This window comes from Bradyrhizobium murdochi (assembly GCF_000472965.1).
Taxonomy (GTDB): domain Bacteria; phylum Pseudomonadota; class Alphaproteobacteria; order Rhizobiales; family Xanthobacteraceae; genus Bradyrhizobium; species Bradyrhizobium murdochi.
This window is the reverse complement of the sequence record NZ_AXAU01000011.1, coordinates 48,307-61,944: the sequence shown is the minus strand read 5'-3', so window position 1 is coordinate 61,944 and position 13,638 is coordinate 48,307. Positions and strand designations below refer to the sequence as shown.

Annotated in this window: 15 protein-coding genes; 8 read left to right on the top strand and 7 right to left on the bottom strand. The window is 62.8% G+C overall.

Going from position 1 to position 13,638, the window contains the following annotated elements:
• Nucleotides 1-4: 4 nt before the first annotated feature.
• Both YUO_RS0120895 and YUO_RS0120890 read right to left on the bottom strand, forming a co-directional pair.
• The gene (locus YUO_RS0120895) at nucleotides 5-982 is read right to left on the bottom strand and encodes a Bug family tripartite tricarboxylate transporter substrate binding protein (RefSeq protein WP_028349031.1); all 978 of its coding nucleotides are present in this window, start codon (nucleotides 980-982) and stop codon (nucleotides 5-7) included.
• A 129-nt stretch (nucleotides 983-1,111) separates the two neighbouring features.
• On the bottom strand, nucleotides 1,112-2,125 hold the full coding sequence (locus tag YUO_RS0120890; protein ID WP_028349030.1) for a zinc-binding alcohol dehydrogenase family protein: 1,014 nt from the start codon (nucleotides 2,123-2,125) through the stop codon (nucleotides 1,112-1,114).
• Nucleotides 2,126-2,254: 129 nt separating this feature from the next.
• On the opposite strand from YUO_RS0120890, the gene YUO_RS0120885 reads away from it, so the two are divergent.
• The 4 genes from YUO_RS0120885 (at nucleotide 2,255) to YUO_RS0120870 (ending at nucleotide 6,156) form a co-directional block, all read left to right on the top strand.
• Entirely contained in the window at nucleotides 2,255-2,632 is a 378-nt protein-coding gene (locus tag YUO_RS0120885; RefSeq protein ID WP_028349029.1) for a winged helix-turn-helix transcriptional regulator, read from the top strand.
• A gap of 82 nt (nucleotides 2,633-2,714) precedes the next feature.
• Nucleotides 2,715-4,112 (top strand): DegQ family serine endoprotease, encoded by a 1,398-nt coding sequence (locus YUO_RS0120880; protein ID WP_028349028.1) that lies wholly within the window; start codon nucleotides 2,715-2,717, stop codon nucleotides 4,110-4,112.
• Nucleotides 4,109-5,446 (top strand): replication-associated recombination protein A, encoded by a 1,338-nt coding sequence (locus YUO_RS0120875; RefSeq protein ID WP_028349027.1) that lies wholly within the window; start codon nucleotides 4,109-4,111, stop codon nucleotides 5,444-5,446. The genes YUO_RS0120880 and YUO_RS0120875 overlap by 4 nt, the downstream gene beginning before the upstream one ends.
• Nucleotides 5,443-6,156 (top strand): tetratricopeptide repeat protein, encoded by a 714-nt coding sequence (locus YUO_RS0120870; RefSeq protein WP_028349026.1) that lies wholly within the window; start codon nucleotides 5,443-5,445, stop codon nucleotides 6,154-6,156. Before YUO_RS0120875 ends, YUO_RS0120870 begins: the two co-directional genes overlap by 4 nt.
• A 133-nt stretch (nucleotides 6,157-6,289) precedes the next feature.
• Here YUO_RS0120870 and YUO_RS0120865 read toward each other — a convergent pair whose 3' ends face one another.
• The 5 genes from YUO_RS0120865 to YUO_RS0120845 all read right to left on the bottom strand — a co-directional run bounded on the left by YUO_RS0120865 (nucleotide 6,290) and on the right by YUO_RS0120845 (nucleotide 9,195).
• Nucleotides 6,290-6,577: a YciI family protein gene (locus YUO_RS0120865; protein WP_028349025.1), complete on the bottom strand. Its 288-nt coding sequence runs from the start codon at nucleotides 6,575-6,577 to the stop codon at nucleotides 6,290-6,292.
• A complete protein-coding gene (locus YUO_RS43865) occupies nucleotides 6,574-6,969 on the bottom strand; it encodes a TfoX/Sxy family protein (protein ID WP_051379554.1) in 396 nt (131 codons plus the stop codon). The genes YUO_RS0120865 and YUO_RS43865 overlap by 4 nt, the downstream gene beginning before the upstream one ends.
• A gap of 11 nt (nucleotides 6,970-6,980) precedes the next feature.
• A complete protein-coding gene (locus tag YUO_RS43860; RefSeq protein ID WP_051379553.1) occupies nucleotides 6,981-7,661 on the bottom strand; it encodes a winged helix-turn-helix transcriptional regulator in 681 nt (226 codons plus the stop codon).
• A complete protein-coding gene (locus tag YUO_RS41275; protein ID WP_051379552.1) occupies nucleotides 7,658-8,119 on the bottom strand; it encodes a hypothetical protein in 462 nt (153 codons plus the stop codon). The genes YUO_RS43860 and YUO_RS41275 overlap by 4 nt, the downstream gene beginning before the upstream one ends.
• Nucleotides 8,120-8,250: 131 nt before the next feature.
• On the bottom strand, nucleotides 8,251-9,195 hold the full coding sequence (locus tag YUO_RS0120845) for an alpha/beta hydrolase (protein ID WP_028349024.1): 945 nt from the start codon (nucleotides 9,193-9,195) through the stop codon (nucleotides 8,251-8,253).
• Between the two features lie 129 nt (nucleotides 9,196-9,324).
• On the opposite strand from YUO_RS0120845, the gene YUO_RS0120840 reads away from it, so the two are divergent.
• From YUO_RS0120840 to YUO_RS0120825, 4 genes are all read left to right on the top strand, one after another.
• Nucleotides 9,325-10,527, top strand: a complete 1,203-nt coding sequence (locus YUO_RS0120840; RefSeq protein WP_028349023.1) for an RluA family pseudouridine synthase — start codon at nucleotides 9,325-9,327, stop codon at nucleotides 10,525-10,527.
• 199 nt (nucleotides 10,528-10,726) lie between these two features.
• Nucleotides 10,727-11,869: an amidohydrolase family protein gene (locus YUO_RS0120835; protein ID WP_051379551.1), complete on the top strand. Its 1,143-nt coding sequence runs from the start codon at nucleotides 10,727-10,729 to the stop codon at nucleotides 11,867-11,869.
• A 150-nt stretch (nucleotides 11,870-12,019) separates the two neighbouring features.
• Nucleotides 12,020-12,664: a cysteine hydrolase family protein gene (locus YUO_RS0120830; RefSeq protein ID WP_028349021.1), complete on the top strand. Its 645-nt coding sequence runs from the start codon at nucleotides 12,020-12,022 to the stop codon at nucleotides 12,662-12,664.
• 176 nt (nucleotides 12,665-12,840) lie between these two features.
• Complete coding sequence (locus YUO_RS0120825; RefSeq protein ID WP_028349020.1) at nucleotides 12,841-13,614, top strand: ATP12 family chaperone protein; 774 nt, start codon at nucleotides 12,841-12,843, stop codon at nucleotides 13,612-13,614.
• Nucleotides 13,615-13,638 lie beyond the last annotated feature (24 nt).

Genomic DNA, 13,638 nt, shown 5'->3' with positions numbered 1-13,638 from the left:
AGGGTTACTCTTCCTTGATCCCGCCCTTGCGGGCCAGTTCCTTCATCTCGGCGGTTTCCTTGGCGATGAATCCCGGCCAGTCCGGATAGCGCTTGAAGCCGGGTTCGTACCCGACCTTCTTAAAGCGCTCGATCACCGAAGGACTTGCGATTGCCTCTTCCAGCGCCGAGGCCAGCCGGTCGCGTATGGCCGGAGGGATTCTCTTGGGCGCCACCACGGTACCCCAGGAGACGAGGTCGATATTGGGATAACCGAGTTCGGCGAGAGTCGGAACGTCGGGAAGGAACTGCGAGCGCTTGGCGGAGAACACCGCCAGCGGGCGAACCGTGCCGGCTTCGAGCTGCGGCCTGATCGCTATCACGGTGTCCACGTGGTACTCGATGTGCTTGCCTATCAGGTCGTTCATCGCCGGCGCGCTGCCCTTGTAGGGCAGGTGCAGCATCTTGATGCCGGCGCTCGACTTGAACAGTTCGCCGGCGAAATGCGAAATGGTGGCTACGCCGAAGGACGCCAGCGACAGCTTGTCCGGATTGGCCTTCGCTGCCGCGACAAGCGCGGCAACGTCCTTGATCGGGCTGTCGCGATGCGTGACCAGCACCATGGTCAGGGTACCGGTCTGGGCGATCGGCTCGAAATCCCTACCGCTATCGTACGGCACGTTCTCCTTCACGGCGTGCTGCAAAGTGAAGGTCGAATTCGAACTGGTGAGCAGGGTGTAACCGTCGGGTGCCGCGTTGGCGACCTCTTTGGCGGCAATCGTCGTGCCGCCGCCGGGGCGATTGAGCACGATCACGGGCTTGCCCAGACGCGTCTCGAGCTCGCCGGCAATGATGCGCCCGACGACGTCGCCAGCTCCGCCCGCCGGATAGGGCACGATCAACTGCAGCGATTTTTCGGGGTAACTGCCTTGTGCCGTCGCGATCGACGCGCAACCCACCACGCAGGACGACGCCAGCGCGGCCGCCAGAAACATTCGTATCATGTCGAACAGGTCTCCTGTCTTCCGTGTTCCCCGGCAATTCGCGCCGGGGGTTTTGCGGCGACAGCCATCCCGGATCGATGGAACAGGCTCCCTTGAATCGACCTCCAGATCAACCCCGTTGTTGGGCCGCTACCAGCCCTCCAGCACGATCTTGCCGCGCGATTTGCCACTTTCCAAAAGCGCATGCGCGCGCTTCAGATTGGCCGCGTTGATGGTGCCAAAAGTCTGGTCGAGCGTGGTGCGCAGCACGCCCTTGTCGAGGAGATCGGAGACGTCGTTCAGGAGGTGATGCTGGGCGATCATGTCAGGCGTCTGGAATGACGAGCGCGTGAACATCGATTCCCAGTGGATCGAGACCGCCTTGCCTTTGAAGGCAGAGACGGTGAATTCCGGGGGATCGTCGATCAGGCCGAACTTGCCTTGCGGCGCGATGAAATCGGCGATCGCCTTGTAGTGCTGGTCGGTGAAGGTGAGGCTCGCGACCAGCGCGACCGGCGGCACCTTCAACTTTTCGATCTGCTCCTTCATCGGCTGGGAATGATCGATCACGGCATGCGCGCCGAGATCGCGGCACCATTTCTGCGACTCGGCGCGCGTGGCGGTAGCGACCACCGTCAACCCGGTGAGGCGGCGCGCGAGCTGGATCAGGATCGAGCCGACGCCGCCGGCGCCGCCGGTGATCAGCAACGTGCGCGGATCGAGGCTCTTGCCCGGTACGGCGCCAAGCCGGTCGAACAGCAATTCCCAGGCGGTGATCGAAGTCAGCGGCACCGCCGCAGCCTGCGCGAACGACAGCGATTTCGGCTTGCGGCCGACGATCCGCTCGTCGACCAGGTGAAATTCCGCGTTCGTGCCCTGGCGCAGGATCGAGCCCGCGTAAAATACTTCGTCACCTGCCTTGAACAGGGTGACGTCCGGGCCGACGGCATCGACGATGCCGGCAGCGTCGTAGCCCAGGATTTTCGTTTCGCCCTCGGGCGGGGCGGCGCGCTTGCGGACCTTGTAATCGACCGGGTTGGCCGAGATCGCCTTGACGACGACGCGGATGTCGCGGCCCGTCGGTTCCGGCTTGGCGGCCTCAAAATCAATCAGCGCATTCGCATCTTCGATGGGGAGCGATTTTTTGTATCCGACGGCCTTCATGTCCGTGCCTCCTCCGTGTTTGACAGATTGATTGCCTAACTGTCGCTCTAGCATCCGCTTGGCAAGTACTGTAAATTTGGGGAACTAGTCCCTGTTTGGATACTATTGGGGAAACTCCAGGAAAAACTCATGAAACGGCGGAATTTTGCCCGTCGGCCGGGTTGCGCGGTTGAAGCGACGCTCGATCTGATCGACGGCAAGTGGAAAGGCGTGATCCTGTTTCACCTGCAGGCCGGCACCCAGCGTTTTGGGGAGTTGCGGCGGCGGATGCCGGGGATTACCCAGCGCATGCTGACCAAGCAGCTTCGCGCGCTCGAGGACGACAAGCTCGTGATCCGCAAGGTCTACGCCGAGGTGCCGCCGCGGGTCGAATACACGCTGTCGGAGATCGGCGAGAGCCTGCGGCCGGTGATCGAGATGCTCAGGGCATGGGGCGAGGGCCATCAGGAAAGGCTGTCCTGTGCGCCGGCCTCCGACACCGCGAAAGTGCCCGATCGCGCGGCCTGACCGGCAGTATTGTGTACCGCCTTACCTTCTCTCGTTGCCGCCTCGCATCTATATCTGAGGCCATCAATTTTGGGATTCTTGCATGACGTTGACGATCCGCTCTTTCGCCTTGCTGCTGGTTTCCGCAGTCGTTGCAACGCCGGCGCTGGCGCAGGATCGGCGCGTGCCAACCTCGGGCGCCGAACTGCGGCTGTCGTACGCGCCGATCGTGCAGCGTGCGCAGCCGGCAGTGGTGAACGTCTATGCTGCCAAGACCGTACAGAATCGTAACCCGCTGCTGGATGACCCGATCTTCCGCCGCTTCTTCGGTGTCCCGGGCATGCAGCCCGAGCAGATGCAGCGCTCACTGGGATCGGGCGTGATGGTCGACGCATCGGGGCTCGTGGTCACCAACAACCACGTCATCGAGGGCGCTGATCAGGTCAAGATTTCGCTCGCCGACAAGCGCGAGTTCGAGGCCGAGATCGTGCTGAAGGACAGCCGCACGGATCTCGCCGTGCTGCGCGTGAAGGACGGACGAGAGAAATTTGCGACGCTGGACTTTGCCAATTCCGATGAATTGCTGGTCGGCGACGTCGTGCTCGCGATCGGCAACCCCTTTGGCGTCGGCCAGACCGTGACCCACGGCATCGTCTCGGCGCTGGCCCGCACCAAGGTCGGCGTCACCGACTACCAGTTCTTTATCCAGACCGATGCGGCGATCAATCCCGGCAATTCCGGCGGCGCGCTGGTCGATATGACCGGCAAGCTCGTCGGCATCAACACTGCGATCTTCTCGCGCTCCGGCGGCTCGCAGGGCATCGGCTTTGCGATCCCCACAAACATGGTGCGCGTGGTCGTGGCCTCCGCCAAGAGCGGCGGCAAGGCCGTCAAGCGGCCGTGGCTGGGCGCAAAACTGCAGGCGGTGACGCCTGAAATCGCCGAGACGCTGGGGCTGAAACTGCCGAACGGCGCCCTGGTCGCCAATGTCGCACCGAACGGTCCGGCCGCGCGCGCCGGTCTGAAACCGTCCGATCTGATCGTCGCCATCGAAGGGCAGCCGATCGACGAACCCAACGCGTTCGACTACCGCTTTGCCACAAGGCAACTCGGCGGCACCGCACAGATCGACGTGCAGCGTGGCGGAAAGACCGTCAAGGTCACAGTGCCGCTGGAGACCGCCCCCGACACCAACCGCGATGAAATCGTGCTCACCGCGCGCTCGCCGTTCCAGGGCGCCAAGGTCGCCAATATTTCGCCGGCGGTTGCCGACGAGCTGCATCTGGATTCCCAGGCCGAGGGCGTCGTGGTGATCGATCTCGCCGATGGTGGTACTGCGGCGAGCGTAGGCTTCCAGAAAGGCGACATCATCCTTGCGGTCAACAATCAGAAGATCAGCAAGACCAGCGACCTCGACAAGGCTTCGAAAACCTCGTCCAGGCTCTGGCGCATCGTCGTGGTGCGCGGCGGCCAGCAGATCAACGTGACGCTCGGCGGATGAGCCCGAAGAAACCCCGCGAGGCGACCAATCTCTTTGCTGCGGCAGGGATGGAGGAGGATGCGCCGCGTCCGCTTCCCGACCGGCTGCGCCCGCGCTCGCTCGCCGATGTCGTCGGGCAGGACCACATCCTCGGTCCCGACGGCGCGCTGACGCGGATGCTGGAGACGCGCACGCTGGGCTCGCTGGTGTTCTGGGGGCCGCCCGGAACCGGCAAGACCACGGTGGCGCGGCTGTTGGCGGATGCCACCGAACTGCATTTCGAGCAGATTTCGGCGGTGTTTTCCGGCGTCGCCGATTTGAAGAAAGTATTCGACGCCGCACGCGCCCGTCGCGAAATGGGCAAGGGCACGCTGTTGTTCGTCGACGAGGTGCATCGTTTCAACCGCGCGCAGCAGGACTCCTTTCTACCTGTCATGGAAGACGGCACCGTCGTGCTGGTCGGCGCCACCACGGAAAATCCGTCATTCGAGCTCAACGCCGCGCTGTTGTCGCGCGCGCGCGTGCTGGTGTTTCATTCGCTCGATGCTGCCGCGATCGAAAAGCTCTTTGCGCATGCCGAGAGGGTCGAGGGACGAAAATTGCCGCTCGATGCCGAGGCGCGCGCCGTGCTGGTGCGGATGGCCGACGGCGACGGCCGTGCTGCGCTGACATTGGTCGAAGAGGTCTGGCGCGCCGCGCGCAAGGACGAAATCTTCAATGCTGCGCAGTTGCAGGAGATCCTGCAGCGCCGCGCGCCGATCTACGACAAGTCGGCCGACGGTCATTACAACCTAATCTCGGCCCTGCATAAGTCCGTGCGCGGCTCGGACCCCGACGCCGCGCTGTATTACCTCGCGCGCATGCTGGACGCCGGCGAGGACCCGCTGTTTTTGGCGCGGCGCGTCGTGCGCATGGCGGTGGAGGACATCGGCCTGGCCGATCCGCAGGCGCTGGTGATCTGCAATGCTGCCAAGGACGCCTTCGATTTTCTTGGGTCTCCCGAGGGCGAGCTCGCGATCGCGCAGGCCGTGATCTATCTCGCCACCGCGCCGAAATCGAACGCCGCCTACAAGGCCTTTGGCGCGGCGACGCGCACGGCGAAGGAGGGCGGCTCGCTGCTGCCGCCAAAACATATTCTCAATTCGCCGACCAGGCTGATGAAGTCGGAAGGCTATGGCGCGGGCTATGAATACGACCACGACGCGCCGGACGCGTTCTCCGGGCAGGACTACTTTCCGGAAGCGCTGGGGCGGCAGACGTTTTACGATCCGCCCGATCGCGGCTTCGAGCGTGAGATTCGCAAGCGGCTGGATTACTGGGCCAAGCTGCGTAAGGAACGGGACAAGCGCGAATGAACAGTTTCGAGAATTATCTGAGGCAGGCTATTTGGGCCGCCGCATGTGTGGTGATGCTGGCGTCGCCGCTTGCTGCCGCGGCTGACAGCGTCGAGGTGGCGCCGGGCGTGCAGGTCACGAAGCGAAGCTATACAGCGCCGACCAACGAGCAGCCGTTTTTCGGATTTGCAGTCAAGAATTCGGAGGAGAAGGCCGCCGACGAGAAATTCGTAAGCGCCATCATCGGGGCGACAGGCTCTCGCGAAAAAGCCTTTGACGAAATAACCCTGCGTGGTTGGAGGGCCGTGAATACCGGCAAGATACGTGAGGCCGCTCTGCGATTTAACCAGGCGTTTCTCATTTCACCGGAACAGAGCGCCGTCTATCACGGCCTCGCGGTGGTCGCGCAATTTCGCTTCAATGATCTCGATGCCGCCGATGAACTGTTCAGGATCGCACTCAAACAGCCCAATCCGGTGAAGGCGCTCAGGGCCGACTATGGCCGCATGTTGCTGATCGCGAAGCGCCCGCGCGACGCGCAGCCCGTGCTGGAGCAGGCGGTCAAGGATGCGCCGGATTTCGGCGACGCCTGGACCAATCTCGCCATCGCGCGCTTCCAGAACGGTGACGCGGCGGCCTGCGCAGCGGTGGAGGAAGCCGCCAAGAAGCGTCCGTCCAACAATTCCGGGGCCGACCTGACCGCGGTGAGAAACGCCGCGCAGTGTAAGTAGCCGGAGCGATGCGGCCCCTCATGGTGAGGAGCGCGAAGCGCGTCTCGAACCATGAGGCCCCCGTCTATGGCCTACATCCTTCGAGACGCCCGCCCTGCGGGCTCCTCAGGAAGAGGGGTTGGGCCCTTCCGCGTCAGCCCGACCTTACTTCGTAGACTCGAATGCTCGAAATGAAAGGGTTGCCTTGCGCCATTTTCTCGGCGTCGTCGAGCGTTGCCGCGTTGACGATTGTGAAGCCCGTGATGGAATCGGGTCCGAGCGGAAGGTCCTTCGTTCCGCCTTTCGAGATTTCGCGACCATTGCCGAAGCCGCCCATGTCCACGGTATGCGGCTTGGTTGCCTCGAACCATTTGCCCCAGGCGGCCATGATTTCCGGAGTGGGTTTTTCAAATCCGTAGTGCAGCAGCACGAACTTCTTCATACTCGGCTCCTTTTCATCGACCGGGGCAATTGCTTTTTCTTTGGAGACGTCGCCTTCGGCGCGATTGCCTCGGCATAGTGCAGCGAAAGATCGATCCAGAATGCGCGCTTCTCCGCGTCGGCCAGTAGCTCCTCTGGCAACCGAACATATTCGCGCATCGGCCGACCTTTCATCGGTTCGAAGATCCGTTCACCAAATTCGGTGGTGAAACGGGCGCGATCTTTCTCCGAGAGCCGCATGACGAAGTCGTTCTGGTGCAGCCCGATAAACAGATTTCCGTTGGCGAAGGCCGCCGGGTAGCCGAACATCTTGCGGCGGGAGATATTTACGCCTGGCGGAACCGACTTGTCGAACAGGTCGATCAGCGACTGCGGTGATTTCGTCCAGGCCACCGGCCCCTCCGTCAGTTTGCAGCGGGCGCTATGCGCCGGCGTTCCGCAAGGTCGAACAGAAGGGGAAGCTTGCGGACGAGGGCCATCGAGCCGCTCACGCTGGCGCGCTTCGCATCGATAGCGTCCTGAAGGGACACGCTCGTCCCGACAATCTGGAGCACCGCGTCGAACGGAGCTTCCAGCGTTCCCCTGCAATCGGTGATGCCCCTCTCAATAGCCGTCCCGAAGCCGCCGCCGGCGACGGTGAAGCCGGCCGATTTCTTGCCATGGGTGACAGTAAGGCCGATTCTGATTTCCGGCACGGGTGAACGCTTTGCAATGGCGTCTAGGCCAAGCAGCACCCAATCCGGCTCGAACGTGTCGCCCGGCACCGGCGGGAACAGGAAGCGGCCGCCCCAGCGGATCAATTCCCGGATCGCGGGCTGAACTTCCCGGCCGATCTCGGTCAATTCGTATACCTGCGCATTGGCCGGTGGCGGCAAGGCGGTCCGCCGTACGACGTTGCACTCGATCAGGGCGGTGAGGCGTGTTGTCAGCAAGGTGGGGCTCATGCCGTCAAGATGATCCAGGAGATCGCCAAATCGCTTCGGCCCAAGAAGAAGCTCGCGGATGATCAGCAGAGTCCAACGCTCGCCGATGATCTCCGCCGCGCGGGCGAGTGCGCAAAATTGCGGATAGTGAAGATTGCTCATGCCGTCGAGCTTGGTTCCTCCGCATCATGTCGGTAGGCGAGGGCGATCAACGGGCCCACGACTGCGAATTGCAGGATCGTGAACGCGGTTTCGAGCAGCACGTAGTCCGGCACGGAGACCATCACATGCTTGGCTGCGACCGCCAGCGTGGTGAACGACCACGACAGCAGGCCAGCCCCAAGTCCGTACAAGAGCCCGTCCTTCAGGAACGAGCCGCTGCGTTGTGAAAACACGCGCGGGAACAACCACGAGAAAATCGCGCCCTGGATGATCATCGAACCCAGTCCGAACGCGATCACCGGCTCGTCGCGATAGATCTGGAGCGCGTGGTATTTCTGCTCGAACAGGACGAGGTGCCAGACATAGGCGATCGGAAACGAGGGAAGCAGGTAGGCGGCAAAGCCAAGCCAAAAGCCGCGGGCGCCAGTCGGACGGGCAACGTAAGATGCTGTCGGCATCGGAAAACCCCAAGCTTACTACATTTTTTATAGTACATGCTATAAAATCTGGAGTCAACTATTCGTGGCGGCAGCAGCTTCGCCGTGCGGCGTTCCGGGCGCGAGGTCGTAATGCGCCCTGAGCTCTGTCTCTATTTCCCTGTCTTCACGAAGTCCAGGAGCTGATCGGTCAGGCGCGTGTCGGCAGTGTTGATCGAATACACCTCCGACATGTGACTGTGCTGCGGCAGCAGGATAGCGCGTGCGCATCCGCTGGCTCGTTTGCAGCTTGCATCTTTCGCGAGATCGAATTGCAGCACGAAGCCTTCCGGGTCCAGTTCGGCGGCAGCCATCATCAGCGGTATATCCGTTGTTGCCAAACCGGACAGCGAGGATCGTTCGGCGTAGCGCGCGGGATCGGTGCCGAAATAGGCGCGCTGCGTCTCGGCGAGCGGCGTCGCAGTCAGGTCGTAGATGCCCGAGAGCATGATCGCGCCAGCCAGCCCGCCACCCTTCATCTTGTGAAATTCGGGATGCGAGACATAGGTTGCGACGTGGACCGCGCCTGCGGAGTGCCCCATCAGATAGATGCGCGTGGAATTGCCGCCGCGCTCGCCAATCGTGTCGGTGACCCACTTGACCGCGGTGGCGAGATCCTCGGCGCCTGCCGGCCAAGGTGCCAGTGGCGCGAGGCGATAGGTGACGTTGACGCCGATAAAGCCGTTCTTTGCCGCCCACAGCATGACGTTGTCATAGAAGGGGCTGGTCGGTGTTCTCCGCTTGTTGCCGCCGACGAAGGCGCCGCCATGGGCAAAGATTAACACCGGCCGGGCTGACGCCGCTGTCTCCGGCACAAAGATATCGAGCAGATTGCGATTGGCCGGACCGTATTTGATGTCCCGCTCGACCTTGACGCCTTGATACGGCTCTTTTTCCTGCAGCGGCGCGTAGAGCTCTGCGGTCTTCGGCGGGTCGATGACGCGGCCGAGTTCCAGGAGCTTCCACGCGATATCCTCCGGCATCGGGCTCCGCTGCGCTTCAGCCGCGTTCGCGAACATTGCGGCCACAACGACCAAAGCCAATCTTGATAGGGCCATCCGGGCTTCCCACGCATCGTCGAAATTAGCCTAGTTTGGCCGATCCGGCGCGGAATTGGCACCGAATTCACCGTGACGATTCGCTGCATTTGCGCTAGGCAACGATCTACCCCTTGGAGCGAAAACCAGATGAGCCGCCGCGACCGAAAACCGCTAGCCAAGTCGCGCACACCAGGCGACCGTCCCAAGGGAGCCACGCCCTTCCGCAGCAAGAAGCCTGGCGACCGGCCGCAGGGCAAGCGTCCAGGTGGCAAGCCTGCGCGGTTTGCCGAGCCGCGCCGGGAGAAGCCGGCTTTCGTGGTGGCAGAGCCCGAAAAGACCAAGGCCGAGGTGCCGCTGCCGACCAAGGTTCAGACCGTCGTCGTCACGGCGGACGAAAACAACATGCGCGTCGACCGCTTCCTTGAGGCGCGCTTTCCCGGCCTGTCGTTCTCCCACATCCAGCGCATCGTCCGGAAGGGCGAGTTGCGCGTCAACGGCAAGCGCGCCGACAGCAAGGACCGGCTGGAAGAGGGCCAGAGCGTTCGCATTCCCCCGCTGCGGCTTGATGCGCCGAAGGGCGCAGGTCCGCTCTCCGAAGCCGCGACCAAGACGCTGCAGGCGCTGAAGGAGATGACGCTGTTCGAAGACGCCGACGTCCTCGTGTTGAACAAGCCGGCGGGGCTGGCGGTGCAAGGCGGCTCCGGCATCACGCGCAACGTCGACTCCATGCTGGAAGTGATGCGCGACGCCAAGGGGCAGAAGCCGCGGCTGGTGCATCGGCTCGACAGGGAAACGTCGGGCTGTCTTCTGGTCGCCAAGACGCGCTTCGCTGCCACCGCACTGACCGGCTCGTTCCGCCACCGCTCCGCGCGCAAGATTTACTGGGCGCTGGTGGCGGGCGTGCCGAAGCCGAAGCAGGGCCGCATCTCGACCTATCTCGCCAAGGAGGAGAGCGAGGAGGACAGCATCATGCGGGTCGCAAAACATGGCGACGAGGGCGCGAGCCACGCGGTGACGTATTACGCCGTGGTCGAGACCTCGGCGCAGAAGCTCGCCTGGGTGTCGCTGAAGCCGGTCACAGGGCGAACCCACCAGTTGCGCGCCCACATGGCGCATATCGATCACGCCATCGTCGGCGATCCCAAATATTTCAACAAGGAGAACTGGAATCTGCCGGGTGGCCTGCAGAATCGGCTCCATCTTCTGGCGCGACGGCTCGTGATCCCGCACCCGCGCGGCGGCGTGATCGATGTCAGCGCGCCGCTGCCGCCACACATGCTGCAATCCTGGAATCTGCTCGGGCTGGAGCACGACCGGTTCGATCCGATCGAGAACGCACCGGAGGAGTAGCAGGTACGCAACGCACCGGCTGGCGCAATAACTGTCAAACGCAAAAACACGCTGATTTGATATTGTGCGATCCGGACGGTCCTAACATCAGGCCGTCAAGTGCAGGGGACCGCGCATGAACGGAAATCTGGTCCGGCTCGCGTTTTGCTTTTTCGCTGTGATAGGAGCGTGCGGCGCACCTGGTTCTGCCCGGGCGCAGATGCTCGCTCTCGTCGGCGGCAGTGTCTACGCTTCGCCCGACGCTGCGCCGCTTGCTGACGCCGTGGTTCTCACTGCTAATGGCGCCATCGGCGCGGTCGGAAACCGCAGCGAGGTGCAAATTCCCTCCGATGCACGTGTCATCGATTGCACCGGCAAGACCGTGGTCGCCGGTTTCTGGAATAGCCACGTCCATTTCACGGAAGAGGTGTGGAAGAACGCCGGCTCAGCTCCTGCCGCACCGCTGGCCGAGCACATGCAGGCGATGCTGACCCGGTGGGGGTTCACGACCGTCTGGGATATCGGCTCAGACGGGAGAGATACGCTGGCGCTGCGCCGCCGGGTCAATTCCGGCGAGGTGCCGGGCCCGGATATTTATACGGCTGGCAGCATCTTCCCCAGGGACGGCCACCCCGCCTATCTGCCCGCCGAGATCAAGCTGCCGGAAGCTTCCACGCCGGAAGAAGCCACGCAACGGGCGTACACCTATATGGGCTTCGGTCTCGATGGCGTGAAACTGTTCACCGGCTCCTTCAAGGGCACCGGCAAGCCGGTCGTGAACATGGACCCGGCGATCGCCAAGGCAGCCGTCGATGTAGCGCATGCCGCGGGCAAGCCGGTATTTGCCCATCCGCAAAACATGACGGGCGTCGACGCCGTCATCGCCGCCGGCGTCGACATCATGGCGCACACGGTGCCCGGCGAGGCGGTCTATTCGCCCGAGCAGCTCGCGCGATTCAAGCAGCAGGGCATTGCCCTGGTTCCGACGCTCTCGCTGTTTGCAAAACTTCCCGTTGCGCCCGATATCGCTGCGCGCCTCGTCGCGACGACCGTCGCTCAAGTCAAGGCGTTCTCCGACAATGGCGGCCCGGTCCTGTTCGGCACCGATGTCGGCTTCACCAAACTCTACGATACCACGCTCGAATTTGAGCTGATGCATCGCGCGCTGTCGGAACGCCAGATCCTGGCCACGCTGACCACCAATCCCGCGCAATATTTCAAGGCGGCGAAGAAGGGGCGGGTCGAGAAGGAATTCGACGCCGATCTCGTGGTGCTTGACGGCGATCCGCTCGCCGACGTCACCAACCTCGCCAAGGTCGCTTACACGATCAGGGCGGGAAAGATGATCTATCAGAAGCAGTGAGAGGACGTCGACGCCTCTCTCCGTCGCTGGTTCGATTGGGGACCCCGAATCGAGGTGGTTTTGATTCAACATGCTGGCTGCGGCGCTTCAGTTGCGCCGCAAAGTCATTTTAGTGTTCTTCCCTGCAAAAAATTCCGCTAAGAGATGGCCATGAAAAACGCTGACGGTCTCGATATTCCACAAACGCTTGAAGAAATCTGCACCCCCGCGCGACTGGCGCTGGTCGTCTATGACATGCAGATCGGGATTCTAAGCCAGCTCAAGAACGCCGACGAGATCGTTGCGCGGGTATCGAACGTCCTTGCGGCGGCGAGAGATGCCGGCGCCCGCATCTTCTTCATGCGGCACCTGTCGTTGCCAAAGGAATTGATGGGCGTCTTTCAATATCGCATGGCGATGGCTTGGCAACGGGTCGACGATCCGGCCAAGGTCAGCCCATGGTTTTTGCGCGACTCGCCGGGATTTGCGATCACGCCCGAAGTAGCTCCGCGTCCGAGTGAGGCGATCTTCGACAAAATCACGATGTCCGCATTTGAAGGCACGCCGCTGTCCATTGCATTGCGCGACTGCGGCATCTCGGCGGTCGCACTCGTCGGCGTTGCCATGGAAATCGGTATCGAGCCAACCGCGCGCCACGCCGCTGACCTCGGAATGATCCCTGTCGTCATTACCGACGCGTGCGGTGCCGGACACGCCGATGCGGCGCAGCGTTCGATCGACTCGCTGAAATTCGCAGGAGACGCGGTGTTGACCGATACGAGCGCGTTCTGCCAGGCGATCCTTTCACGTCGCTAGTCTAGATGTTGCGCACCGGCGATTCTGACGAGCGGAACCCGGCATAAGCAGGCTGGGACGACCAGCCGCCAGCGGAACCAGAATCACGAGTATTCGCCGCAACCCCCTCATCAGCTTTATTTGCATCCCCCGATATCGTATTGTCAGGGTTGGATTATCACTGACCACTGGGCTGCATGCGCGAACTATTCGATGAAGTCGCCGGACATTCTCCGCTCGATCCGGAGGAGGCGGTGCGACGCGCCACGCGCACGCCGCAGCGCAAGCGCATCTACAAGGAAGCAGGCGTCGCGCCGGCCGATGGCGGGTTTGCGGTGACGTTGGATGGCAAGCCGATCCGCACGCCTTCCGGCCGCCAGGTCGTAGCGCCGGCCAGCGGTATTGCCGAGCACATCGCCGCCGAATGGAATGCGCAAGGCGAGACTATCGATCCACTGACCATGCCGCTGACGCGCTTCGCCAATTCTGTCGCCGAAGTCGCCGATCGCGTCGATGTCGTGGCCGACGATGTCGAAAAATACCTCGGCTCCGACTTGCTGTTCTACCGCGCCGGCCATCCCGAGGCGCTGGTCGCCCGGGAAGCCGCGCATTGGGACCCGGTGCTGTCATGGGCCGCGAACGAGCTCGGGGCTCATTTCATCCTGTCCGAGGGGATCGTGCATGTGACTCAGCCGGAGCAGGCGATCAAGGCCGCCCGTAGCGTGTTTCCGGCCGACCCCTGGGCCGTGGCGGCACTGCATGTGGTGACGACGTTGACAGGCTCCGCGCTACTGGCGTTGGCGTTGCTGCGCGGGGCCCTCGATTCCGACCAGGTTTGGGCGGCCGCCCATGTCGATGATGACTGGAACGCCGAGAAATGGGGCGTGGACGAGGAGGTGGTGGCTCGCCGGGCTGCCCGGCAGGTCGATTTCCGGGCCGCGGTGACCATTCTGGACGCCCTGAAGGCCTGAGCGCCTGCTGCCGGTTAAGGAGAG